The 24,449-nt window shown below is 47.0% G+C and carries 21 protein-coding genes; 12 read left to right on the top strand and 9 right to left on the bottom strand.

What is annotated here, in order from left to right; translation table 11 throughout:
* Window positions 1–86 precede the first annotated feature (86 nt).
* Both rho and trxA read right to left on the bottom strand, forming a co-directional pair.
* Window positions 87–1,346 (bottom strand): transcription termination factor Rho, encoded by a 1,260-nt coding sequence (rho, locus tag OO774_RS00275; protein WP_038868581.1) that lies wholly within the window; start codon window positions 1,344–1,346, stop codon window positions 87–89.
* Between the two features lie 195 nt (window positions 1,347–1,541).
* Window positions 1,542–1,868 carry a thioredoxin TrxA gene (gene trxA, locus OO774_RS00270; RefSeq protein ID WP_264903680.1) on the bottom strand — a complete coding sequence of 109 codons (327 nt, stop codon included), beginning with the start codon at window positions 1,866–1,868 and terminating at the stop codon, window positions 1,542–1,544.
* A 111-nt stretch (window positions 1,869–1,979) separates the two neighbouring features.
* Here trxA and rhlB point away from each other — a divergent pair, with 111 nt between their 5' ends.
* A complete protein-coding gene (gene rhlB / locus OO774_RS00265; protein WP_264903679.1) occupies window positions 1,980–3,293 on the top strand; it encodes an ATP-dependent RNA helicase RhlB in 1,314 nt (437 codons plus the stop codon).
* Between the two features lie 18 nt (window positions 3,294–3,311).
* Window positions 3,312–4,805, top strand: a complete 1,494-nt coding sequence (gene gppA / locus OO774_RS00260; RefSeq protein ID WP_264903678.1) for a guanosine-5'-triphosphate,3'-diphosphate diphosphatase — start codon at window positions 3,312–3,314, stop codon at window positions 4,803–4,805.
* Between the two features lie 192 nt (window positions 4,806–4,997).
* Here the strand turns inward: gppA and OO774_RS00255 are convergent, their stop codons facing one another.
* The 3 genes from OO774_RS00255 to recQ form a co-directional block, all read right to left on the bottom strand.
* Window positions 4,998–5,666, bottom strand: coding sequence for a 7-cyano-7-deazaguanine/7-aminomethyl-7-deazaguanine transporter (locus OO774_RS00255; protein ID WP_264903677.1), 669 nt, complete (start codon window positions 5,664–5,666; stop codon window positions 4,998–5,000).
* 233 nt (window positions 5,667–5,899) lie between these two features.
* Window positions 5,900–6,205 carry a DUF3630 family protein gene (locus OO774_RS00250; protein WP_264903675.1) on the bottom strand — a complete coding sequence of 102 codons (306 nt, stop codon included), beginning with the start codon at window positions 6,203–6,205 and terminating at the stop codon, window positions 5,900–5,902.
* Window positions 6,206–6,214: 9 nt separating this feature from the next.
* Complete coding sequence (gene recQ, locus OO774_RS00245) at window positions 6,215–8,050, bottom strand: ATP-dependent DNA helicase RecQ (RefSeq protein ID WP_264903674.1); 1,836 nt, start codon at window positions 8,048–8,050, stop codon at window positions 6,215–6,217.
* 173 nt (window positions 8,051–8,223) lie between these two features.
* Here recQ and rarD point away from each other — a divergent pair, with 173 nt between their 5' ends.
* From rarD to ggt, 4 genes are all read left to right on the top strand, one after another.
* Window positions 8,224–9,138 carry an EamA family transporter RarD gene (rarD, locus tag OO774_RS00240; RefSeq protein ID WP_264903672.1) on the top strand — a complete coding sequence of 305 codons (915 nt, stop codon included), beginning with the start codon at window positions 8,224–8,226 and terminating at the stop codon, window positions 9,136–9,138.
* Window positions 9,139–9,211: 73 nt separating this feature from the next.
* The gene (locus OO774_RS00235; RefSeq protein ID WP_264903670.1) at window positions 9,212–10,009 is read left to right on the top strand and encodes an AraC family transcriptional regulator; all 798 of its coding nucleotides are present in this window, start codon (window positions 9,212–9,214) and stop codon (window positions 10,007–10,009) included.
* 93 nt (window positions 10,010–10,102) lie between these two features.
* Window positions 10,103–10,762, top strand: a complete 660-nt coding sequence (locus OO774_RS00230) for a LysE family translocator (RefSeq protein WP_264903669.1) — start codon at window positions 10,103–10,105, stop codon at window positions 10,760–10,762.
* A 109-nt stretch (window positions 10,763–10,871) separates the two neighbouring features.
* Window positions 10,872–12,638, top strand: coding sequence for a gamma-glutamyltransferase (gene ggt / locus OO774_RS00225; RefSeq protein ID WP_264903668.1), 1,767 nt, complete (start codon window positions 10,872–10,874; stop codon window positions 12,636–12,638).
* An 809-nt stretch (window positions 12,639–13,447) separates the two neighbouring features.
* On the opposite strand, the gene uvrD is transcribed toward ggt, so the two are convergent.
* Window positions 13,448–15,622: a DNA helicase II gene (gene uvrD / locus OO774_RS00220; RefSeq protein ID WP_264903667.1), complete on the bottom strand. Its 2,175-nt coding sequence runs from the start codon at window positions 15,620–15,622 to the stop codon at window positions 13,448–13,450.
* 280 nt (window positions 15,623–15,902) lie between these two features.
* On the opposite strand from uvrD, the gene OO774_RS00215 reads away from it, so the two are divergent.
* The 4 genes from OO774_RS00215 (at window position 15,903) to OO774_RS00200 (ending at window position 18,343) form a co-directional block, all read left to right on the top strand.
* Entirely contained in the window at window positions 15,903–16,163 is a 261-nt protein-coding gene (locus tag OO774_RS00215; RefSeq protein ID WP_264903666.1) for a DUF2282 domain-containing protein, read from the top strand.
* 89 nt (window positions 16,164–16,252) lie between these two features.
* Complete coding sequence (locus OO774_RS00210) at window positions 16,253–17,125, top strand: DUF692 domain-containing protein (RefSeq protein ID WP_264903664.1); 873 nt, start codon at window positions 16,253–16,255, stop codon at window positions 17,123–17,125.
* Window positions 17,122–17,880: a DNA-binding domain-containing protein gene (locus OO774_RS00205; RefSeq protein WP_264903663.1), complete on the top strand. Its 759-nt coding sequence runs from the start codon at window positions 17,122–17,124 to the stop codon at window positions 17,878–17,880. Before OO774_RS00210 ends, OO774_RS00205 begins: the two co-directional genes overlap by 4 nt.
* A 10-nt stretch (window positions 17,881–17,890) precedes the next feature.
* Window positions 17,891–18,343: a DoxX family protein gene (locus OO774_RS00200; RefSeq protein ID WP_264903662.1), complete on the top strand. Its 453-nt coding sequence runs from the start codon at window positions 17,891–17,893 to the stop codon at window positions 18,341–18,343.
* 216 nt (window positions 18,344–18,559) lie between these two features.
* On the opposite strand, the gene OO774_RS00195 is transcribed toward OO774_RS00200, so the two are convergent.
* Both OO774_RS00195 and OO774_RS00190 read right to left on the bottom strand, forming a co-directional pair.
* Complete coding sequence (locus OO774_RS00195) at window positions 18,560–18,844, bottom strand: hypothetical protein (RefSeq protein WP_264903661.1); 285 nt, start codon at window positions 18,842–18,844, stop codon at window positions 18,560–18,562.
* A gap of 91 nt (window positions 18,845–18,935) precedes the next feature.
* Window positions 18,936–20,129, bottom strand: a complete 1,194-nt coding sequence (locus OO774_RS00190) for a multidrug effflux MFS transporter (RefSeq protein WP_264903660.1) — start codon at window positions 20,127–20,129, stop codon at window positions 18,936–18,938.
* A gap of 106 nt (window positions 20,130–20,235) precedes the next feature.
* Between OO774_RS00190 and OO774_RS00185 the strand changes: the two genes are divergently transcribed.
* Together OO774_RS00185 and OO774_RS00180 are read left to right on the top strand one after the other, a co-directional pair.
* On the top strand, window positions 20,236–21,177 hold the full coding sequence (locus OO774_RS00185) for a LysR family transcriptional regulator (protein WP_264903659.1): 942 nt from the start codon (window positions 20,236–20,238) through the stop codon (window positions 21,175–21,177).
* Window positions 21,178–21,365: 188 nt separating this feature from the next.
* Window positions 21,366–23,156 (top strand): aminopeptidase P family protein, encoded by a 1,791-nt coding sequence (locus OO774_RS00180; protein WP_264903658.1) that lies wholly within the window; start codon window positions 21,366–21,368, stop codon window positions 23,154–23,156.
* A 158-nt stretch (window positions 23,157–23,314) separates the two neighbouring features.
* Here the strand turns inward: OO774_RS00180 and thiH are convergent, their stop codons facing one another.
* Window positions 23,315–24,442, bottom strand: a complete 1,128-nt coding sequence (thiH, locus tag OO774_RS00175) for a 2-iminoacetate synthase ThiH (RefSeq protein WP_264903657.1) — start codon at window positions 24,440–24,442, stop codon at window positions 23,315–23,317.
* Window positions 24,443–24,449: the final 7 nt, after the last annotated feature.

Below are 24,449 nucleotides of genomic sequence, written 5' to 3'. Positions count from 1 at the left end.
TCCTCATTCTGCGGCTTCTATCGGTAGAAAGCAATAAAAAAGCCACCATTATTTGTGGTGGCTTTTGCAAAATAAGAACTTAGCTGTTATTGACGACGCATTGCATCGAAGAACTCATCGTTGGTCTTCGTCATCGCTAGCTTATCGATTAGGAACTCCATTGCGTCGGTTTCGCCCATTGGGTGAACGATCTTACGTAGAATCCACATTTTCTGTAGTTCGTCAGTCTTAGTCAGTAGCTCTTCACGACGAGTACCAGAGCGGTTGAAGTCAATCGCAGGGAAGACACGCTTCTCTGCAATCTTACGGTTCAGGTGTAATTCCATGTTACCTGTACCTTTAAATTCTTCGTAGATAACTTCATCCATCTTAGAACCAGTATCAACTAGCGCAGTTGCGATGATTGTTAAGCTACCGCCTTCTTCTACATTACGTGCCGCACCGAAGAAACGCTTAGGACGGTGCAGTGCGTTCGCATCCACACCACCTGTTAGAACTTTACCTGATGAAGGTACAACCGTGTTGTATGCACGAGCCAGACGAGTAATCGAGTCAAGTAGGATAACCACATCCTTCTTGTGTTCTACCAAGCGCTTCGCTTTCTCGATAACCATTTCCGCTACTTGAACGTGACGAGATGCGGGCTCATCAAATGTTGAAGCGACTACTTCACCTTTAACCAGACGTTGCATCTCTGTTACCTCTTCCGGACGTTCGTCGATAAGAAGTACCATTAGTTCACATTCTGGGTGGTTGTATGCGATGCTTTGAGCAATGTTTTGCAGAAGCATTGTCTTACCCGCTTTTGGCGGAGCAACAATCAAACCACGTTGACCTTTACCGATTGGCGATGCCAAATCTAGAACACGTGCAGTGATATCTTCTGTAGAACCGTTACCGCGCTCCATTACCATGCGCTCATTGGCATGCAGAGGCGTTAAGTTTTCAAATAGGATCTTGTTACGAGCGTTGTCTGGCTTGTCATCGTTAACCGTGTTGACTTTCAGAAGTGCAAAGTAACGTTCGCCGTCTTTTGGTGGACGAATTTTACCAGCAATTGAGTCACCTGTACGTAGGTTAAAACGACGAATCTGACTTGGCGATACGTAAATATCGTCCGGACCAGCAAGGTATGAACTATCGGCACTGCGTAGGAAACCAAAGCCGTCTTGCAGAATTTCCAGAACCCCATCGCCAAAGATGTCTTCGCCGCCTTTCGCATGCGCTTTTAAAATCGCGAAGATGATGTCTTGTTTTCTTAAGCGAGCTAGGTTCTCTAATCCTAAGCTTTCGCCCAGTTTTACAAGGTCAGACACAGGTCTGTTCTTCAGTTCGGTCAGGTTCATGGTAGTGGATTCTTGTTTAGTCAAAATAAGATCTGTTTTCTAGTTAAGATGGATTTGGTCACAGGATCGACCAAGAAGAGAAATTTGTTCAATTAACGCGCGATAAGTTAGCACTAATTAATATTCTAGTCCAGAGTTAGAAAAACAAAACCGTGCATTGATGGTTGCACGGTTTTATCTGTAATCACTTGGTGATTATATGTTTGCGTCCAAAAATTCTTTAAGTTGAGTTTTAGACAGAGCACCAACTTTCGTTGCCGCTACGTTGCCGTCTTTGAATAGCAGTAGCGTTGGAATGCCACGAATACCAAACTTAGGTGGTGTGCCTGCGTTATGGTCGATGTTTAGTTTACCGATAGTGAGTTTGCCTTCGTACTCTTCAGCGACTTCGTCCAGGATAGGCGCGATCATCTTACAAGGACCACACCATTCTGCCCAAAAATCTACTAATACAGGGCCTGCAGCGTTGATTACATCGTTATCAAAACCGTCATCAGTTAGCTGCAAAATCTTATCACTCATCTTCCACTCCAATGTGTTTTTCGAAACTGGTTGGATGATAACCAGTAATTTGATGCCCTATTGGAATGTATTTACTTTCGTAATGCAAGCTTTAGCTGATATTCTATAGCCATGAAAAAGACGCATATCACAGAGCAAAAGTTCGCCGATTTGGGGTTAGAGCCCCAAGTTATTGATGGATTGGATAAAAAAGGGTTTGAGTTTTGTACCCCTATCCAAGCCTTGGCGTTGCCGGTACTGCTCACCGGCCAAGACATCGCAGGCCAGGCCCAAACGGGCACTGGTAAAACACTCGCGTTTCTTACTGCAACGTTCAACCACCTTATGACGACACCGGAGCATGAAGGTCGCAAACCAACACAACCACGCGCCATCATTATGGCGCCTACGCGTGAATTAGCGATTCAGATCTACAATGATGCTGAAACTCTAATTGCAAGTACGGGCTTAAAAGCGGCACTGGCTTACGGTGGCGAAAGCTACGACAAGCAACTGGCTAAGCTACAAGGCGGGGTAGATATTCTTATCGGTACGACAGGACGTATCATCGACTTCTACAAACAAAAAGTCTTTAACCTGAATAACATTCAAGCGGTTGTGTTAGATGAAGCCGACCGCATGTTCGATCTTGGTTTTATTAAAGACATCCGTTTCTTGTTCCGTCGTATGCCAGAACCAAAAGAGCGTTTGAACATGCTGTTCTCTGCAACGCTGTCTTACCGCGTACAAGAACTCGCGTTTGAACACATGCACAACCCAGAACATGTCGTGGTAGAACCAGAGCAAAAAACTGGTCACCGCATCCAGGAAGAACTTTTCTACCCTTCAAACGAAGACAAAATGGCGCTTCTTCAAACACTTATAGAAGAAGAATGGCCAGATCGTGCGATTATATTTGCTAACACCAAGCATAAATGTGAATCCGTTTGGGGTCACCTGGCGGCAGACGGCCATCGTGTTGGTCTATTGACTGGTGATGTACCGCAGAAGAAACGTGAAAAGATTCTTGAGCAGTTCACTAAAGGTGATGTGGATATCCTAGTGGCGACGGATGTAGCGGCTCGTGGCCTGCATATTCCTCAAGTAACACACGTATTCAACTATGATCTGCCAGACGATTGTGAAGACTACGTACACCGTATCGGTCGTACCGGTCGTGCTGGTGCGAGCGGCAACTCTATCAGCTTTGCTTGTGAAGAGTACGCGATCAACCTACCTGCGATTGAAGAATACATTGAACACACTATCCCTGTATCGGAATATGATGCGTCAGCTCTGATTCAAGATCTGCCAGCTCCTATCCGTATGCGTGCGCCACGCACTCAACAGCGTCGCACAAATACAGGCGGAACTCGCTCTGGTAACCGTAAGCAACAAGGACGTCGTCCTCGTCAGCCACGTCAATCAGCGCCTAAACAATCATAAAGGAATCTGAAGCCGACTATGAGTCAAGCAGGATCATCACCGCTATACGCCGCCATCGACCTCGGGTCGAACAGTTTTCACATGCTCGTTGTGCGTCACATCGATGGCAGCGTTCAGACAATGGCTAAAATTAAGCGCAAAGTTCGTCTAGCGGCGGGCTTGGATGAACATAATTCTCTTAGTATGGAAGCTATGCAGCGAGGATGGGACTGCTTAAGTCTATTTGCGGAACGCTTGCAAGATATTCCTAAGCAGAACATTCGTATCGTCGGTACCGCTACATTACGTACCGCGACGAATGTGGATATGTTTCTTGAGAAAGCTCGTCAAATTCTAGGCTACCCCGTCGAAGTTATCTCCGGTGAAGAAGAAGCCGCGACTATCTATAAAGGCGTCGCGCACACTTCTGGTGGTAGTGGCCGTCGCCTTGTGGTCGATATTGGCGGTGCCAGCACTGAGCTTATCATCGGGGAAGGGTTCGAAGCTAAAGCCCTCACCAGTTTAAAAATGGGCTGTGTGACCTGGTTAGAGAACTTCTTTAAAGACCGCCAGCTGACTGCGCGTAACTTTGATGCCGCCATTGAAGGCGCAAAACAGACCATCAAGCCGATATTAGAGCAGTATACCGACTTGGGTTGGGATGTTTGTGTCGGCGCATCTGGTACCGTCCAGGCGCTACAAGAAATAATGCTGGCACAGGGAATGGACGAAGTAATTACTCACTCCAAACTCAAACGCCTGCAAAAGCAAGCCATGTTGGCCGATCATTTAGAAGAGCTCGACATAGAAGGGTTAACGCTTGAACGTGCACTGGTCTTCCCTAGTGGCCTGTCTATTCTGATTGCGGTGTTTGAGTTACTCGAAATCGATGCGATGACACTGGCTGGCGGCGCACTGCGTGAAGGTCTGGTGTACGAAATGGTCGAAGAGTTACGCCAGAGCGACATCCGTTCACGCACTATCTGTAGCGTTCAGAGTCGTTATCAACTGGATTGTGAGTACGGTGAACAAGTGGCAAATCTGGCCAGCAAGCTATTGCAACAAGTCGGTGGTGAAGAGTGGATTGCAGAGCCTCAGGGTGAAGTTCTACTGGAAACCACAGCCAAGTTACATGAAATTGGCTTGACTATCGACTTTAAAAAAGGTGGTGAGCATAGTGCCTACTTACTGCAGAACTTAGATCTTCCGGGGTTCACTCGCGCGCAAAAATTCTTTATTGGTGAAATCGCCCGTCGTTACCGTGAGCAGCTCACCTCTTTACCTGAGCAACATGCCCTATCTGGTAACAGCGCAAAACGTCTATTGCGTCTACTGCGACTTGCGGTCTTGCTAACTCATCGACGTAATCAAAGCTTAGAGCCTCAAGTCGTACTTTCTGCCGAAGGTGACAACCTGACACTAAGCATTGATGCAAAGTGGTTAAAAGCCAACCCGCTGACCGCTGCTGAGCTGGAAATTGAATCCAACCGCCAGACTGATATCGGCTGGCCATTAACAATTTCATCGTTATAACAATCACTTAGCGATAGATAAAAGGCTCCTTTGGAGCCTTTTTTATTTACTTAATGATGCTTCTGTACAGCTCATAGAGCTTTTGGACACCCATGATCCAAATGCTCCCTATGCTGTACATCCCGCCTAAAGACACAAAAAAGCCGCTGTTAAACAAGCGGCTTTCATTGGAATTCTCGGCAAGTCTTCTGACTAAGCAGTCGTCGTCACTTTGAAGTTCGGGTTCACTGCAGTCAGCTTTTTGATCAGATAATTCAGTAGTACACCGTACATTGGGACGAACAAGCCAAGGCTGATCACTAGCTTAAAGCCGTAGTCCACCAGCGCAATCTCAGTCCAATGCTCTGCCATAAATGGATCAGGGCTTTGGTAGAATGCAATGGCAAAGAATGCGATGGTATCGAGTGCATTACCAAACAACGTGGAACAGGTAGGCGCAACCCACCATTGCTTCATCTGGCGCAGGCGGTTAAATACATGTACATCCAGAATTTGCCCCAGCAAGTAAGCCATAAAACTCGCCACCGCGATACGTGCGACGAACAGGTTAAATTCGCTCAGGTGAGCAAGCCCTTGAAACTGGCCTTCAAAGAACACCACTGACAGCAAGTAAGACACGGCCAGAGCGGGCAACATGACTAAGAAGATGATCTTACGCGCTAATGCCGCACCAAAGATGCGTACTGTAAGGTCAGTTGCCAAAAAGATAAATGGAAAGGTAAATGCGCCCCAGGTGGTATGCAGACCAAAAATCGTAAAGGGTAGCTGAACCAGGTAGTTGCTGGATGCAATGATGATCAGATGGAATAAAACCAGATAAATAAGGGCGTTGCGCTGCTGCGCAGGGGTAAAGTTACTCATGCGATACCTTTTTAGTTTGGTTTGGGGGCGAGGGAACCCAAATCGAGCGCTTCTAAAATAAAAACGTCTCTTACCAACAATGTAAAATGAAAAAATAAACTGACTTGGCCCTTAAGAGCTAAGCGGTGGGCGATTATACATTAACCAATTTCGCTCGCAAGTAGTGCTTTTTACGCAAACGTTTATAAAGGTGTTTCATGTGAAACACCCTTAACAAGATTACAATACTTTGATCAGAATCCGCGTTGGAATAACCCAGCAAGATAATCGAGCTCTTCCCTGCTCCCTTCAACCACTAGCGCTTCAAACCATATTGCTTCGCTATAGTGTTCCGCCTTCATAAACAGTCGACAACCTTCAAAGTCAATCAACCAGGAATGAATATCCGCATCCCACTGTTTTTCTACCACTGTCGCCGATAACAGCCCAACCAAACGCTCGCCCAACAGTGGAAACGTATCTAAGTCGAAGCGTGGCGCGGTTATCAGTAAGCGACCTTCTTCAGCAATGTATTCAGCAAGGCCAAATTCCTTGTGCATGTAATTTCCTTAACCGTGTTGGGTAATGTGTTCTTGAATGAGGTCTAAGAATGGATCGGCATATTTCTCTAGCTTGCGCTGACCCACCCCGCTAACCGCCAGCATTTCACCGTAAGACGTTGGCAGAATCTCCGCCATATCAATCAGTGTCGCATCACTGAAAACCACATATGGTGGTAAGCCATCTTCGTCGGCAATCGACTTACGCAACTTACGCAGTTTGGCAAACAGCTTCTTATCGTAATTTTTGCTGGTCAGTTTATCGGACTTAGCTGCACGTGCCGTGGTGTCCAGACGTGGCACTGCTAATTCGAGAGCGACATCACCACGCAGTAATGGCCGGGCTTCTTCAGTGAGCTGCAAGGTTGAGTTACGGGTAATATTCTGAAACAACAAGCCTTTGTGGATCAACTGGCGGAAAATACTCACCCAATAATCATGGCTGTGGTCGCGCCCTAACCCGTAGGTAGAGATTTTATCGTGGCCATTTTCACGCACGCGGATATTTTGCATACCGCGCAGCACCTCCACGATATAACCCATGCCAAAGCTTTGGTTCACACGATACACACAAGACAGCGCTTTACGTGCCTCTTCAGTTGCGTCGAAGTGTTTGGGCGGATCGAGGCAGATATCGCAATTACCACATGGTTTCTCACGATATTCGCCAAAATAGTTGAGCAGAACCTGACGACGACAAGTCTGAGCTTCAGCAAATGCACTCATCGCATTCAGCTTATGGCTTTCAACCTGCTTCTGCGGACCTTCGTCTTTTTCATCCAGCATGCGGCGTAACCAACTGATATCGGCCGGATCGTAAAGCATCATCGCTTCCGCGGGTAAACCGTCTCGTCCTGCACGACCGGTTTCCTGATAGTAGGACTCGATATTACGCGGAATATCAAAATGCACCACAAAGCGTACATTGGGTTTATTGATGCCCATACCAAAGGCGACTGTCGCCACGACGATCTGGATATCATCTCGCTGAAAAGCTTCCTGAACATAAGCCCGTTCATCTGTATCCATGCCAGCATGATAACCTGCCGCTCGAATATGATTGTTGCACAGCTTCTCCGTCACCATTTCCACTTTCTTGCGGCTACCACAATAGATAATGCCGCAGTTCCCTTTCTGGGTATCTAAATAGCGAATGATCTGAGAAACCGGCTTGTGTTTTTCCACCAGATTATAGCGAATGTTTGGTCGGTCAAAGCTGCCAAGATAAACCTGAGGCTCGTTGAGACTCAAACGCTCTAAGATGTCTCGACGCGTGGCATCATCGGCCGTCGCGGTTAGCGCCATAAAAGGTACATGAGAAAAGTGTTGCTTCAGTTGGCCCAGTGACGCGTACTCAGGACGGAAATCATGCCCCCACTGTGAGATACAGTGCGCCTCATCAACTGCAATCATGCTCAGAGGCAGGCTCTCCAGGCGCTCGATAAAATCGCGCATCAAAACACGCTCTGGCGAGACATAAATCAACTTCAGCTGCCCGTTGTGCATGCGGTTATACACACTCAACAGCTCTTCCCGACTCATGGTTGAGTTAACACACTCCGCCGCGACGCCATTGGCTTTTAGCTGGTCTACCTGATCTTTCATCAGTGAAATCAGCGGAGAAATGACCAGGGTAATCCCACTGCGTACCAGTGCAGGAATTTGATAACAGAGAGACTTACCACCGCCAGTTGGCATGATGACTAAGCTGTCTCGTCCATCAATCGCCGCATCGATAACTTGTTGCTGACCATCGCGGAATGTCTGATAACCGAAGACATCCTCCAACACACGTTGAGGCGTAACAGGAGAGTCTGAAGGTTCGGCTAACAAGGTCGAGGTCATGAATAGTCTCAGATTGGGTGAACATAGGAATGCTTCTGTATGCCACCAGCACACAAAATGAGGCCACATTGTAATGGGGTTTGATGGTGAATAAAACCGCAAATTGCTAGGTGTTTACCAACACGGCTCGTATACTGCTCCTCCGCTCTAAAAATACAATTAGGTGACACGTCATGACACTAGAAGAACAACAGCGTGCCCGGCAAGGCGTCCTGCTTGCAGTCGGTGCTTACACGATGTGGGGCATCGCTCCAATGTATTTCAAATCCATTATGCAGGTCTCTCCTTTAGAGATCTTAAGCCACCGGGTCGTTTGGTCATTCTTTTTGCTCGCGGCGCTGCTCCATTTTAGCCAAGCCTGGCGCTTGGTTTACGAAATAGCAAAAAACAAAACTAAAGCCACTTACCTGCTCGCAAGCTCGGTACTCATCGGTGGCAACTGGCTGATCTTTATTTGGGCGGTTAACGCCAATCATATGCTCGATGCTAGCCTGGGTTACTATATCAACCCGTTAATCAACGTGCTGCTCGGGATGATTTTCCTCGGTGAAAGGCTGCGTAAATTGCAGTGGTTTGCTGTCACTCTTGCCGTTTGTGGTGTCTTAGTACAGCTGTTTGTGTTTGGTTCTGTACCTGTAGTCGCCATGGCACTTGCCATGAGCTTTGGACTCTATGGCCTGCTGCGTAAGAAAGTCGCTGTTGACGCGCAAACCGGTCTGTTTGTCGAAACCCTAATTCTGTTACCGGCAGCGGCAATCTATCTGCTGTTCATTGCAGACTCTGCAACCTCAAACATGCTTAATAATACAATGCACCTGAATGGGTTGCTTGTTGCCGCGGGCGTGATAACAACATTACCCCTACTCTGTTTTACTGGTGCAGCCACACGCCTGAAGCTGTCTACACTAGGCTTCTTCCAGTATATTGGACCAAGTCTGATGTTCTTGCTCGCGGTATTGATTTACGGTGAAGCCTTTACCATGGATAAAGCGATCACATTTGCCTTTATCTGGGGAGCATTAGTAGTGTTTAGCTTTGATGGACTGCGCAGCAGTCGCCGCTCCCGCAGGGCAATTCAAGCTCAGTGATCGTTTTTTACAAGACAAGTCACCAATTGATAGATAAGCTTGGTCATTATATGACCAAGCTTTTTTGTATGTAATGGAACAGATTCAATACTACGCAACCGACCATGACCAACTGAGTCTGATTGAGGCGAAATACCAGAAATTTGCTTTTCAAAAGCACTATCACCTGGATTTTCACCTTGGTCTGATCACGCATGGCGAGCAGAAGTTCCATTATCAGGGCAGTCACCACCAAGTCGGGCACGGACAAATCGTCATTATGCCGCCCGATGAGTTGCACGATGGCCAATCGAGACTTGCTGAAGGTTATGAAGTGAATGTCTTTTCGATCGAACCACACCTATTTAGTGATCTGGCCGATCTTAAGCAAAATGGTCAAATAATCAGCTTTAATGAACTGATCATCTCCGATCCAGAGATATTTTCACAACTAAGTAACTTACACCGTCATCTTCGGCGCAATAATCTCAGTCGGTTGACCAAAGATTGTCTTCCATTTGAGGGGTTTAACCTGCTTTTTGATCGCTATGGATCACTTGCCAGGAAAAAGATAATCCCCCTCGGAATACAGTCTCTCAACACCTTAAAAGATTACTTAATGGCCAATCTCGATCAGTCCGTTCGTTTAGAGTCGTTATCTGAACTCTGCCAGCTAAGCCCTACCCAGTTTCAACGCCACTTTAAAGCCCAAACAGGGATGACGCCCTACGCCTGGTTTGCACGGCTTCGTCTCGAACAAGGAATGAAGCTGCTTCAGTCAGGACACTGCGGAACCGAAGTCGCACATCAAATTGGCTTTTACGATCAGGCGCATTTTAGTAAAGCGTTTAAACATACTTACGGCATTTCGCCGTCGCAAGTGACACGCTGAAGCCCTTTCGGCGTACCACTGTCAGTTTTTTACAAGCGCTCCACGTCACCCACAGCGACAATAGCGCTATTCATTCTGTTTTGAGATGTGTTTATGAACGAATCCACCATCCTGCTAACTCTGGCCAGCATTCACTTTATTGCTTTAATGAGTCCTGGTCCCGACTTCGCCTTAGTGGTGCAAAACGCCACGCGTCATGGGCGTCAGACTGGTCTGTATATTGCGTTAGGTTTGTCAGTTGGCATTTTGCTCCATTCACTGTTTAGCCTGACAGGCGTGAGTTACATCGTTCATCAACACCCTATGCTTTACTCCGTTCTGCAACTACTCGGTGGCAGTTACTTACTCTATTTAGGTATCGGAGCATTGCGAGCGGTGATCGCCATGATCAAACAGCCATCATCGGATCAACCGAATCAAGCGAATAATCTCGTCATCAGTAATAAACGTCAGGCATTCACTAAAGGTTTTGCGACCAACATTCTGAATCCAAAAGCCTTAGTATTTTTCGTCAGCTTAATGTCGAGTTTGGTTCCTGCTGGCATGTCTGTTACTGGAAAAGGCATCGCTCTGGTAATTCTATTTGGTTTATCACTGCTTTGGTTTTCCAGCCTGGCCTGGATGCTCTCTACACAAAGATTGCAGCGCCGATTACAACAAGCCGGTATTTACATCGATGGTTTATGCGGTGTGGTGTTCACGCTAGTCGGTGGCAGCATCTTACTGCAAACCATCCGTACCTTTGCGGTGTAACTGGCTGATTTAAAAGCGTCGCACAACCGACATTTCTAAGACCGCTTACTCGACGATCCTCTCCATGGCTGCCAAGCTGGATATTCAACTGGTAACATGGAGAGTCATCATGCAATGGACGTTCAACCGGCTCGTCACTACGGGTCTTTTTCTTACTTCCCCTTTAACCCTGACGAGCCAAGCCTTTGCCAACCAAGCCACGGACGCAGTCGCCCCAGAGCAAAGCTCTGGGGTAGAACAAAAGCAGCTGGTAAAAGCCAAAAACTACATGGTGACGGCCGCAAACCCGATTGCGACTCAAGCAGGCGCCGACGTGATTGAACAAGGTGGCAATGCGATAGATGCCATGGTGGCCGTTCAATTGATGCTTGGTTTAGTAGAGCCTCAATCTTCAGGTATCGGAGGCGGTGCATTCTTGGTGTATTGGGATAACGACAAGCAAAAGCTCACCACCTTTGATGGCCGGGAAACCGCACCGCTCGCTGCCACACCACAATTGTTTCAGGATGATAAAGGCCAGCCCCTGCAATTTTATGATGCGGTTGTCGGTGGTCGCTCCGTAGGCACACCGGGCACAGTAAAACTCTTGTGGGATACTCACCAACAGTATGGCCAGTTGGAATGGAAAAAAATCATTCAGCCCGTCATCAAGCTCGCTGAACAAGGCTTTACCGTCAGTCCCCGACTTGCCAGTTTGATAGCCGACGACTCTGAGCGTTTATCACGCTTCCCTGCGACCAAAGCCTATTTCTTCAATCAAGATGGCTCACCAAAAACCGCCGGAACGGTCCTCAAAAACCCACAATACGCGCAAACCTTAACGGCGATTGCAGAGAAAGGCGCCATGGCCTTCTACCAGGGTGATATTGCCCAAGACATCATTAATACCGTACAAAACGCGCCGGGTAATCCGGGTGTACTCGCACAATTCGACTTTGATACCTACCAAATCAAACAACGTGAGCCCGTGTGCGCGGCCTATCAGAGTTATGATGTCTGCGGCATGGGACCGCCAAGTTCAGGCGCATTAACGGTGGGACAAATTCTGGCGATAAGCGCGAATTATGATCTTAAGGGCTGGGGGGCAGACAGTGAAAAATCATGGCAAGTGATTGCGGATGCCTCTCGCCTCGCCTTCGCTGATCGCGGCAAATACATGGCAGATCAGGACTATGTACCCATGCCAACCGCAGGTTTGCTGGATGCCGACTATCTTAAGCAGCGAGCTGATTTGATAGAAGTGGGTAACGCCTTGGCTGAAGTCAGTGCCGGGAATCCGCCCTGGTCTCATGCGATAAACCTGAGTATAGATGAGGCCATTGAACTTCCTTCCACCAGCCATTTCAATATCGTCGACAAACAAGGCAATGTGGTATCCATGACCACAACGATTGAAAACGCTTTTGGCTCGAGGTTAATGGTTCGTGGCTTTTTACTCAACAACGAATTGACCGACTTCTCGTTCCGTACCCATCAAGATGGAACTCCGATAGCTAACCGCTTAGAGCCAGGTAAACGTCCACGTTCCTCTATGGCTCCGACGATCATGCTCAAAGATGGCAAGCCATACATGGCGATTGGCTCGCCAGGGGGCAGCCGTATTATTGGTTACGTGGCTCAAACCATCATTGCGCATACACAGTGGGGGATGGATATACAGCAAGCGATTAGCCAGCCAAGGTTGTTAAATCGATTTGGCACGTTAGATATCGAGCAAGGCACTGCAGCAATCCGCTTACAACCAGAGTTAGAAAAGATTGGCTTTAGCACAGAAATCCGTGATCTGAACTCTGGTTTGCACGCCATTCGTATTACCGCAGATGGCTTAGAAGGTGCTGCAGATCCACGCCGAGAAGGTGTCGCGATCGGTAACTAGTAGCCTTTCGCCCAGCCCTTTGTGCGAGATCTCGCACAAAGGGTTGGGTAAAACACGCTTTTTTAGTGGCAAAAGCACGCCACAAAAGATATAACTATTTGAATAATAAGGAATCCTATATTTTAGGGTGCATTAAAACCATAAAAATGTGAATTTTCACCATTGCCGTCAGGCGTGAAAGCCGTAATATGAACCCTGTCGGAAGGATACTGACACGGAACAGGAATTACCAAGGATTTGGTAGACTTCAGGAAGAAGAAACGGTTATTCAGGATGAATAGTCGGGCATGGAATGCAAAACTGGACATTGAACGGAATCAATAGTGACTAGGATGGTTGCTACTAAGGACGGGAAATGGACACCTCTGGACGAGGCAAGGATTGAACATCAGGATGATGTCAGGGACACCGCTCAGGGAACAAGTGATGAGAGCTAACGAGGATTGTTAGCAGACCAGGATCAGGTCAAGGACACCGCTAGGAAGGCGACGAAAGGAATAAGCTGAAGGAATCAGCACACTATCATGGATTCGATGCATGGAGCACTTTTAGTAGCTGGATTGCTGCGAGTAAGACTATAACCCCGACGGGCGCAAGCCCTCGGGGTTTTTCTTTTTAAAAGGTCCAGATAGAACAAGAGCCGCCGAAGCAGCTCTTATTCCAACCTAATATAGAGAACCAGAAAACAGGCATCGAACACAAACACACATGACCCCATCCATGGCAAACAGAGTTTGCTTATCGACCCCTGGTTCCCTGCCCAGTTAATTTTCCGGATTGGTATTACTTTTCCTTTTTATTGAGAGACCTTACAGCTTCTCAAGTTTGGCATAAGCGGTCACTAACCACTTAATCCCTTCGCCATTGAAAGCAATTTGCACTCGGCTCTGTGGGCCACTGCCTTCAAAGTTAATGATGGTACCCTCACCAAACTTAGGATGCATCACGCGAGTACCTAACGAAAAGCCAGTCTCGTTAAAGTTCTCTTTGACTGCAGTCTGACTAAAACGGCCGCTAGTCGACGGGCGACTCACTTGCGCTTTCATGCGCACTTCATCCAGACAAGTTTCAGGCAGCTCACGAATAAAACGCGATGGCTTGTGGTACTTGTCCTGACCATACAAACGACGCATTTCGGCATAAGTGATGTAGAGCTTCTGCATTGCGCGCGTCATACCGACATAGCACAGGCGACGTTCTTCTTCTAGACGCCCGGCTTCTTCGGCGGACATCTGACTTGGGAACATGCCTTCTTCAACCCCCACCATGAACACTAATGGGAACTCCAGACCTTTTGCACTGTGCAAAGTCATCAATTGCACCGCATCTTCAAATTCATCCGCCTGCCCCTCGCCAGCTTCAAGCGCAGCATGAGTCAGGAATGCCGTCAGCAGAGACATCTCTTCCGCTTCCTCCGGCTTCTCAAACTGGCGGGTCGCTGTCACCAATTCTTCCAAGTTCTCAATACGCGCTTTGGACTTTTCACCTTTTTCTTGCTCATACATGGCAAACAAACCTGAGTATTTGATCACATGGTCTGTTTGCTCGTGCAGAGGCATCTCCAGCGTATCATCTTCCAATGCCGTGATGAGTTCGATAAAACGACTCAATGCGCCTGCAGCTCGACCAGATAGCACTTTCTCATCCAGCATCGCGATACTGGCTTCCCACATAGTACAGCCGCGATCACGAGCGGCACGACGAATCGTCTCAAGTGTTTTATCACCTAGGCCACGCGTCGGTGTGTTCACGACTCGCTCAAATGCAGCATCATCATTGCGGTTAGCCATCAAACGCAGGTAGCTCAATGCATCTCTGATTTCCTGACGTTCGAAGAATCGCATACCACCATAAATACGGTAAGGAAGGCCAGCTTGAATTAACGCCTCCTCCAGAACACGAGACTGGGCGTTATTACGGTAAAGCATTGCGGCATCATTGAGGACACCGCCCTTATCTTGCCACTCTTTGATTTTGGTGACGGCAAAACGGGCTTCGTCAAGCTCGTTGTAAGCACTGTAGATCGAGATTGGCTCGCCAACCACACCATCGGTCCAAAGTTCTTTACCCATACGCTCGGTATTGTTAGTAATCAGGGCATTCGACGCTTCCAGAATTGTCTTCGTTGAACGGTAATTTTGTTCCAGACGAATGGTACTAACGCTAGGGAACTCACGAGTAAACTTCTCTATGTTTTCCACTTTCGCACCACGCCAGCCATAAATTGACTGGTCATCGTCACCGACTATCATCACATGGCAATCCGGTCCGGCCATCATACGCAACCAAGCGTACTGGATGTTGTTGGTATCCTGAAATTCGTCGACCAGAATGTGTTTAAAGCGTGCCTGGTAATGCTCGCGGACAAACTTGTTATCGCGCAGTAGCTCATGTGCGCGAAGCAAGATCTCAGCAAAATCGACCAGTCCAGCACGATCACAGGCTTCCTGATAAGCGGTATACAACTGCAGGTAAGTTTTGGTTACCGGATCGTGGTACGCATCGATATGCATCGGACGTAAACCTTCATCCTTCTTGCCATTGATCCACCAACCCACCTGACGCGCAGGCCACTGCTTTTCATCCAGGTTTTGTGCTTTAACCAAGCGCTTAATCAGACGCTGCTGGTCATCACTGTCGATGATCTGAAAATCTTCCGGTAGCTTGGCATCAAGATAATGCGCGCGCAGAATACGATGACAAATACCATGGAAAGTACCATTCCACATGCCAGACGCACTGCCCATCATCAACTCTTCAATACGGCCACGCATCTCCGCTGCAGCTTTGTTAGTAAAGGTTACTGACATGATTGAGAATGGAGAAGCTTGTTCTACAGACATCAGCCAGGCAATTCGGTGAACAAGAACGCGAGTCTTACCACTCCCTGCACCAGCAAGGACGAGTAAGTTTTCTAGAGGTGCTGCAACGGCTTCACGCTGTTTATCGTTCAAACCGTCGAGTAATAGAGATGGATCCATCATGATGAGCTACTGGTTATTTATACATAAAAACCGATTATAACCTAAACAGCTGGGCGCTGTTTAGACAAAACTCGATAAAAAATTCGTTGTTTTTTTACCCACCTCTTCAGTCGGTTATCTAAAAATAGCATCTCAAACAGCAGCTAACAGTAAAAGTCACTGAAAGTTTTTCTCTCACTTTCCTATCTCATAAGTTAAGCAAGTGGACAAATACTGAACAACATAGTGTCGCATCTTCTTGCTCACTGGAAGTAAAGGAAATCACTCAGAGGAAACTATTATGAAAAATTCAAATCTTGCTATTGCTGCTGCAGTTACAGGTCTTGTCGCACTTGGAGGCACAATGCTGACTGCGACTTCTGCCGTCGCAGCCGAACAAGAAAAATGCTACGGCGTAGCGAAAGCGGGCAAAAATGACTGTGCAACCAAAAACAGCTCTTGTGCCGGCACCGCTAAACAAGACAGTCAAAAAGATGCCTTCGTGGTTGTGCCAAAAGGTTTGTGTGACAAATTGGCGGGCGGTAGCACTACCTCTTCTTAATTGCCCCAGTGGCCATTGTTAGGGTGTGTACATGCTCAAACCACACACCCTTCTCTTTTGCTTAGCCTCGTTTGGAAAAGGAGTTTCACGTGAAACATCAAACCTTTCATGATCTCGTTGGTGTCGGATTACGAACTCCGCACCTGGAATTCTTTAGTCACAGCCAGCCAGATTTGCCCTGGCTTGAGGTTCACAGCGAGAACTACTTTCAGCCGCACTCAGCCGAGCGACTTCAGCTTCAGTCCCTGCGTGAAATATACCAAATCAGCTGTCACGGTATTGGTTTATCCCTTGGTTCGGTAAACCGAGTCAGTCGCAAACATTTGGCGCAGCTTAAAGCGCTTATCGATGTCATTGACCCTCTGTTTGTTTCTGACCATCTAAGTTGGAGTGAGCATGGAGGTCACTATTTTAACGACCTGCTACCCTTGCCATATACCGAAGAAGCTCTGAACGTATTCACGCGAAACGTACAAGAAGTACAGGACTATCTGCAACGTGAAATCTTAATCGAGAACCCTTCGAGCTATGTGAAATTTCAGCATTCCACCATCAATGAATGGGAATTTTTAGTTGAAGTTCAACAACGCACAGACTGCCGATTATTACTCGATCTAAACAATGTCTACGTTTCGGCATTCAATCATGGCTTTGATTGCGACACGTACCTAGATGCGATCCCTGCTGACAAAGTCGATGAAATTCACCTCGCCGGATTTACCATCAAACAACTTGATAAAGGTGAGGTTTGGATTGATACCCACAGTCGCCCGGTCTGTGATGAGGTATGGCAACTGTATCGCCAATGGACCCAGCAGCATGGTCCTCGACATACTTTAATTGAATGGGATCTCGATATTCCTGCGCCAGAAATATTATTGGCAGAAGCCGACAAAGCTACGTGTGTGCTTTCAGAATACCAAACTGACTCTACTTTAGTATCTGCGAGGAAAGCATCATGAATCTTGCTACATTGCAGAGCCAGTTTGCCAAAGCACTGCACTATCAGACATCAGGCGAAGAGTGCAATATCACTGCTGATCAATTCAGCGCAGATGAACGCATACAGATTTATCGCAACAACTTTGTCATCAGTCTCAGTGAGGTACTGTCGACCACCTACCCGATTCTTGAAGCATTACTCGGCAAAGAGTGCTTTGCACAAATGGCTCGGCAACATGTTCTGCATCATCCATTGCAGGAAGGACAGGTTGCCCACTACGGTGAAGGCTTTTTCAACACAATAAAGTTATTCGAGAATGTCACGTCACAAGTACCTTATAGCATGGAGGTCGCTCGGTTTGAGTGGGAAATGGATCTCGCCCGCCAAGCTCAACGTGAGCGATTAGCCAATGCAGAATTAATCCCCTTAAACCAACTTGATCAAGTAAAGCCAGACCAGCAACCTAGGCTGATTTTTCATTTGCCCAACGGAGTCCGCAGTTTTGAGTCCCGCTATGCGGTTTTTGATCTCTTTACGGCGATTCAGAGTCAGCACTTCGAACAGATCGACATTACCGTATCGCAATGTGGCGTCATCTCACTCAAGAAGAGTGGTGACGCGCTGTGCTATGCACTGGAGATTGAGGCTTACCAATTACTGCGTTGTTTAGAGAGTAAGTTAAGTCTGGGAGACATAGCGCAGCCCCTACTTACCCATCTAAATACGCTTATGCTGCTGAACTTGATTGACGGTTTTACGTTGCAACCGCGTTAAGGAGGAATTCATGGCAGAAACGATGAAACGCTTAATCACTCATTACGATGGATACACCAACACCTTTCAGAGTCTTATTACCCCATTCCTGTTGCTAACTTGTCGTTTTTGGGTTGCATGGGTGTTCTTGAACTCAGGTCTGGTAAAAATAGCTTCGTGGCAAAGTACGCTATATCTATTTGAGTTTGAGTACCAGGTACCGTTGTTATCTTGGGAAATAGCGGCTTACCTTGGGACAGCAACAGAGTTAATTGTGCCGATCTTTATAGCATCGGGCTTGTTTACTCGACCGATGGCCTTGCTACTATTTGTATTGAATATCGTCGCCGTCCTTTCCTACCCCTTGCTGTGGGAGAAAGGCTTTCATGATCACCAGCTGTGGGGACTCATGATACTACTTGTACTCGTATGGGGCCCTGGCCCGTATTCCTGCGACCAGTTTCTGCGAAACAAGCTGGGCTAATACCAATCTGGAAAATTAACTGTTCAGGGACAGGGTTCGATAAACAAACTCTATTTGCCATGGATGGCAAATCGAAGCTCCATGGATGCGTTCTTATAAACATACGGTGCGTGTTTGTGTTCGATGCCTGTTTTCTGGTTCTCTATAATTAAGTATGACCACTTTCTTACTTAGGTTGGTATACATAAAAAAATCCCCACAACGGTGGGAATTTTTTTATTGCTTGTTCAGGTAAGCGATCAAATCATCTGCAGAGATGCCTTGCTGAGCGATATCTTTCGCCAGCAACTCAACTTGCTCACCTTTACGTGATTCAATCACTTGTTGAAATTGGTACACAATATCACGCAAGATTGGCAGTGGTACTTGTTTTGCCGCACTACGAATGCGCTCGGAGCTTTGATTACCCAGCTCATTAAGCAACTTACCAAACATCACCTTTTCTGGTGATTCTTCCATTTGCTCTAATATACGAGCCATTTCATACGTGGTTAACGACATTACTTTTTGAATTCCATTATGGTGTCTGAAAAAGTGTGAACGACAAATATACACTCGATCCTCATATTGGAAAATACTAATTTACGCAGAATTACGCTTTAACAAAGCTTGAATGCCAATTCTTACCTGCTTTGGTAAACAATATCGCAAGTGCAGGCAGCATGAGCCACATTTGAAGTGCAATTAGTGTTTGCGGATCTAGTGATAAACGCTGCAGCGTACCAACCAACAAACCAGAGCCACTCATTTGGAACAATCCAAGTAACGCTGCCGCCGTACCCGCTTTATCACCGAACGGTTCTAGTGCCTTACCCGCCGCTCCGCCAAGAATGAGAGCGAAACCGATAGAAGACATAAAGATTGGCAGCATAAAAGAGAACGCGGTGTTCTGACCATTCATCAACATCATAACCACACCAGCCAGACCTAAGGTCGAAATACCCACAACCAGTGTGTTGTGCGTACCAAAACGATCCATAAACTTAGGTGCGAGCATACATGCAGCGATGTTTATTACTGCGTTCACGCCAAACCAGAAGGTAAACTCATTCATCGATAGGCCCATTCCGGTCATCAGTACTGACGGCGCAGAAGTCACATAGGCAAGGATTACCGCCATTGCCATCAAACACAGCGATGCGTGGAAAATGAAAGACGGCGTACTGAGCACAGCCCAGTAACGACTGAGTTTGAATACCGCTTGTTTTTCTGTCGCAGGGTTGGTTTCCTTCATCATCAGAAACATCAACGCACCAGAAACCACCGCGAAACCAGCCATAAAACTGAAATTCGCACGCCAGTCAAATTGCTGCGTCAGCCAGCTACCCAGAATAGGAGCCAAAGCCGGGATAAAGCAGATCGCACCATTAAGGTAGCTAATCATCTTGCCGCTTTTTTCTGGGCCAAAGATATCGCGAACTGTTGCAAAGGCTGCCACTGATGTCGCACATGCGCCTAAGCCTTGTAGCAATCGGGACATCAACATCCACTCAATATTTTGAGCACTCCACGCCAATAAAGCACTCATTGCGTAAATGGTGATACCACCCAATGCAACAGTTCGACGTCCGAGTTTGTCTGCTAGCGGGCCGGCAAAAAGCTGACCGACACCCATAGCAAACAAAAACCAAGTGATCGTGTCTTGTGCTAGCGCATTATCTACCTGAAACGTGGAAGCGATAAGAGGTAAGGCAGGAAGATAAATATCTATCGCAAGTGGACTAAAAAGTACCAAAAGGGTCAATAACGCCATCTGCATTTTACTGTTAGAACTATGGCTAGACACACTACACTCCAAATTGAACAAGAACTATTTGTGAAGCTTAATCATCTGATGATATGAATGGAAATGATGTATAATCATGACCATTATTCCTTTAGGGAAAATCACAATGAATATAGAGAAATTGGCACGTATTGATCTGAATCTGCTGGTTTGTTTTAAAGTTCTGATGGAAGAGCTCAACGTAACCCGAGCCGCACACCGACTTTGTCTTAGCCAGTCAGCGGTGAGTAAATCACTCGCTAAATTGCGTACTCAGTTTGACGACCCGTTGTTTACTCGTAATTCGCATGGACTGACACCCACGCCTCGTTCCCTATTTCTAAAGCCGAAACTCGATCTGTTGATAAATCAGCTGGAAGTACTGACACAACCCGAAGAGTTTTCTCCACAAAGCAGTGAGTACCGCTTTCAAATCGCGGCGGTGGAAAGCGTCTACCCTTTAATTTTGCCTCACTTTTTACCTGCTATTTTTCAGCAGGCACCCGGCGTGACCATCAGCACTCATCCTTGGTCGGATAACACATTTAAAATGCTGCAACGCGGAGAATTGGATTTGGGGTTAACCGGTAAAGACATCGACATTAACGATGCCAAACTTACTCTGCTGCCACCGGATGATATTTGTGAGCAAGAGATCTATCGCGACCATCAAATGTGCATTATCCGTAAGAGCCATCCCGCACTAAACAAAAATTGGAACCTTGAGGCCTACTTGTCTCTGCGCCATGTTCAAGTGCGTTGCGATGGTAATGATCGTTGGCTATTGGATTATCGTCTCGCCGACATTGGCGCAGAACGGGACATCGCGGTCACAGTTCCAGATTTCAATAGTGCCGCAAGTTTGTGTTCTTATACCGATTTTATCTTCACAGCACCAAGTCATTTTGTTCAGCTAGCAGCTAAGCAACTTGACTTAGCCGTTCTGCCATTGCCACTCGAATTTCCGCCAATGGCATATACTTTGTTCTGGCATAGAGACAGAGAAAACGACCCGGCACTGAACTGGTTACGCACGATGATCACGCAAAAAACCGATCACCTTAGATAAAAACTCGGACTCAATTTGCGCTTAACGGTTAAAATGAGTAGCTTAACAGTCGATAGTCCTTTTTGGCTCATCTAGGCCTGTTGTACCCAGGATTAAACATGAGAATGTTTTATTCGATACTGCGCTAAGCAGAAGGAAGCAGCTCCCAAATTGAGCATGAAGGAGCCGTAATTGAAGGAATAACACAGATGCATAACGATACTCAAAGCCGCGTGAACGCGATTCGCGAATGGCTTGCTCAACACAATATTGATGCCCTGCTCATCCCACACGAAGATGAGTACCTGGGCGAATACGTACCGGCTCATAACGAACGCCTACATTGGCTAACCGGATTTACTGGTTCAGCCGGTTCAGCCGTCATTACCAAAGATAAAGCGGCTATGTTTGTTGATGGCCGCTATACCGTTCAAGTCACCAAACAAGTTCCAGCTGATCTATTTGAATACCGTCACCTGATTGAAGAACCAGCACTTGATTGGATCAAAGAGAACCTTACAGCGGGAGCAGCAGTAGCGATTGACCCACGTATGCATAGCTCAGCATGGCTAGATACGGCGCAGTCGAAACTGGCCGGTAAGTTTGAACTTAATATGCTAACCAGTAACCCGATTGATGAGTTATGGCATGATCGCCCTGCTCCAGTGGTTTCTGATGTTCGCCTGATGCCAACGGAAGCGGTCGGTCAATCTAGCGAAAGTAAACGTCAGGAGATCGCTCAGCTAATTAAAAATGCTGGTGCTGACAGTGCAGTGATCACCGCGCTTGATTCTATTTGTTGGCTATTGAACGTTCGTGGTTTGGATGTATCTCGTCTACCCGTACTTCTGTCTCATGCGATTATTCATGTAGATTCCACCGTGGAATACTTCCTTGACCCAGCTCGACTGCCAGGGGAATTTGAAGCACACGTAGGTACAGGTGTCACCGTGCATCATCCTGAAGCACTTCAGTCTCGTCTTGAAGCGATGACGGGCAAAAAGGTATTAGTCGATCCAGCGATCAGCAATGCATGGTTTAAGCTGGTTCTGCAGAATTCTGGCGCATCGGTTATCGCGGCGGCAGATCCATGTCTAATGCCAAAAGCAGCGAAGAACGCGGTTGAAATTGCGGGTATGAAAGCGTGTCACGTACGCGACGGCGTTGCGATGAGTAAGTTCCTATGTTGGTTAGAGGCAGAAGTAGCGGCTGGTAATCTTCATGATGAAGCCACACTCGCCGACACATTAGAAGCATTCCGTAAAGAAGATCCAACATTGATGGACCTAAGCTTTGATACGATCTCTGCAGCCGGTGGTAACGCCGCAATGTGTCACTACAACCATGAGAACCAGCCAGAGCCAGGTAAGCTAGAATTGAACACGCTTTATCTGGTTGACTCTGGCGGTCAGTACTTAGATGGCACAACCGACATCACGCGTACCATTGCGATTGGCCAACCATCAGCGGAAATGATCAAGCAATTCACTCTGGCGTTAAAAGGCCATATTGGTGTTGCTCGTGCACGTTTCCCGAAAGGTACTTGTGGCTACCAGATTGATACATTGGCTCGCCAACACCTATGGGCAGAAGGTTACGATTACGACCACGGTACTGGTCATGGTGTCGGTCACTTCCTGAGTGTACATGAAGGTCCTGCAAGCATTTCTAAAAGACAAATCAATGTACCGCTAACAGAAGGTATGGTGCTATCCAATGAGCCGGGTTATTACCGCGCTGACGCATTCGGTATCCGTATCGAAAACTTAGAGCTAGTGGTTGAAACACCAACTAACGGAGACTTCCCAGTTCTGTCATTTGAGTCACTGACTCGTTGCCCAATCGACAAACGTAACATCAACGTGGATATGCTGACTCGTCCAGAACTGGCATGGTTGAATGATTACCACCAAAAAGTCTGGGAGCAAATCAGCCCTCTTGTCGAAGGTAAGGTAAAAGACTGGCTACGCGAAGCTACTCTGCCTTTGACACATTCGTAATAAACACGCTCAAACTTATCTATGATGCAAAATCAAAAGGCTCTCCAAATGGAGAGCCTTTTTTAAAGGTCGTCAGATAACGTTCAATGCTTCGTTTTATTATCATCTATCCACTCACGATGTTTCACGTGAAACACTCACTACCTGGAACACCTAAATTATCCTGAATAAACAGAGTGCCAATCTCGCCATACTGGATCGAAACCTTTTGCTCTGATCATATCTTCTACTGAAGCTGCACTTCTTTCATCGCTGATTTCGAACTGTTCGAGTTCTACTTCTTCTGTCGCATAACCACCAGGCTGAGTTTTAGATGCCGCGGACATACTAGTAATCCCAAGAGGCAAAACATTATCACGGAAGTTTGGTGATTCGCGTGTCGACAGCGAAAGCTCTACTTCGGGGTTAAACAGTCGGTATGCACAAATCAGTTGGACTAACTGTTTATCTGTCATCACTGATTTTGGTTGCAAGCCATTGGTCGGCGCATTGCCTGCACACGGACGGAGTCGAGGGAACGATATCGAGTAACGTGATTGCCAGTAAGTACGCTCAAGGTAATCAAGATGAGCCGCGGCAAAAAAGCAATCCGTTCGCCACTCTTCTAACCCGATAAGCGCGCCAATACCTATCTTGTCGATTCCCGCCCTAGCTAACCGATCTGGTGTCTCAAGACGGTATCGGAAGTCCATTTTGTTTCCGCGCAGGTGATGCTCTGCGTAGGTCGATGGATGATACGTTTCTTGATAAACCATCACGGCATCCAAACCCAGCGATTTCAGCTCGGCATATTCATCCTGATCCAGCGGCTGTACTTCCATCGCCAGATAGTTAAAGCGCTGCTTTATCATCGGCACCATTTCGCGAAAGTACTTCATACCCACTTTGGTTTCATGCTCGCCCGTTACCAGCAAGACACTGTCGAATTTCATTCGCTTGATAGCTTCAATTTCCGCAGCCACTTCTTCTTTGTTTAGCGTTCTGCGCTTAATGCGATTTTCCATAGAAAAACCACAATAAGTGCAAGCATTGGCACAAAGGTTAGAAAGATACAATGGAATATAGAGCGACATGGTATTGCCAAATCGCTTACGCGTCAGCGAATAAGAAAGCGCCGCCATCTGCTCAAGATAAGGTTCTGCAGCGGGAGAAATGAGCGCTTTGAAATCTTCTAAATCGCGTTTGGGTTTTGCCAGCGCCCTTTCCACATCCTTCGCCGTTTTGGCGTATATCGACATGGAAATATCATCCCAGTTAAACTGCTTAAAGTGGTCATAAAAGCTCATGTTAAGA

It is taken from the genome of Vibrio sp. STUT-A11 (assembly GCF_026000435.1).
Taxonomy (GTDB): domain Bacteria; phylum Pseudomonadota; class Gammaproteobacteria; order Enterobacterales; family Vibrionaceae; genus Vibrio.
This window is presented reverse-complemented; position numbering and strand designations above follow the sequence as displayed.

Excerpts from the sequence above, each read along its gene's own strand:
- gppA (WP_264903678.1), top strand. The coding sequence starts at position 3,312 with ATGAGTCAAGCAGGATCATCACCGCTATACGCCGCCATCGACCTCGGG.
- OO774_RS00180 (WP_264903658.1), top strand. The coding sequence starts at position 21,366 with ATGCATAACGATACTCAAAGCCGCGTGAACGCGATTCGCGAATGGCTT.
- trxA (WP_264903680.1), bottom strand. The coding sequence starts at position 1,868 with ATGAGTGATAAGATTTTGCAGCTAACTGATGACGGTTTTGATAACGAT.
- rho (WP_038868581.1), bottom strand. The coding sequence starts at position 1,346 with ATGAACCTGACCGAACTGAAGAACAGACCTGTGTCTGACCTTGTAAAA.
- OO774_RS00205 (WP_264903663.1), top strand. The coding sequence starts at position 17,122 with ATGAATCTTGCTACATTGCAGAGCCAGTTTGCCAAAGCACTGCACTAT.
- OO774_RS00215 (WP_264903666.1), top strand. The coding sequence starts at position 15,903 with ATGAAAAATTCAAATCTTGCTATTGCTGCTGCAGTTACAGGTCTTGTC.
- OO774_RS00255 (WP_264903677.1), bottom strand. The coding sequence starts at position 5,666 with ATGAGTAACTTTACCCCTGCGCAGCAGCGCAACGCCCTTATTTATCTG.
- OO774_RS00250 (WP_264903675.1), bottom strand. The coding sequence starts at position 6,205 with ATGCACAAGGAATTTGGCCTTGCTGAATACATTGCTGAAGAAGGTCGC.
- rhlB (WP_264903679.1), top strand. The coding sequence starts at position 1,980 with ATGAAAAAGACGCATATCACAGAGCAAAAGTTCGCCGATTTGGGGTTA.
- OO774_RS00200 (WP_264903662.1), top strand. The coding sequence starts at position 17,891 with ATGGCAGAAACGATGAAACGCTTAATCACTCATTACGATGGATACACC.
- OO774_RS00230 (WP_264903669.1), top strand. The coding sequence starts at position 10,103 with ATGAACGAATCCACCATCCTGCTAACTCTGGCCAGCATTCACTTTATT.
- rarD (WP_264903672.1), top strand. The coding sequence starts at position 8,224 with ATGACACTAGAAGAACAACAGCGTGCCCGGCAAGGCGTCCTGCTTGCA.
- thiH (WP_264903657.1), bottom strand. The coding sequence starts at position 24,442 with ATGAGCTTTTATGACCACTTTAAGCAGTTTAACTGGGATGATATTTCC.
- OO774_RS00235 (WP_264903670.1), top strand. The coding sequence starts at position 9,212 with ATGGAACAGATTCAATACTACGCAACCGACCATGACCAACTGAGTCTG.
- recQ (WP_264903674.1), bottom strand. The coding sequence starts at position 8,050 with ATGACCTCGACCTTGTTAGCCGAACCTTCAGACTCTCCTGTTACGCCT.
- OO774_RS00185 (WP_264903659.1), top strand. The coding sequence starts at position 20,236 with ATGAATATAGAGAAATTGGCACGTATTGATCTGAATCTGCTGGTTTGT.
- ggt (WP_264903668.1), top strand. The coding sequence starts at position 10,872 with ATGCAATGGACGTTCAACCGGCTCGTCACTACGGGTCTTTTTCTTACT.
- uvrD (WP_264903667.1), bottom strand. The coding sequence starts at position 15,622 with ATGATGGATCCATCTCTATTACTCGACGGTTTGAACGATAAACAGCGT.
- OO774_RS00195 (WP_264903661.1), bottom strand. The coding sequence starts at position 18,844 with ATGTCGTTAACCACGTATGAAATGGCTCGTATATTAGAGCAAATGGAA.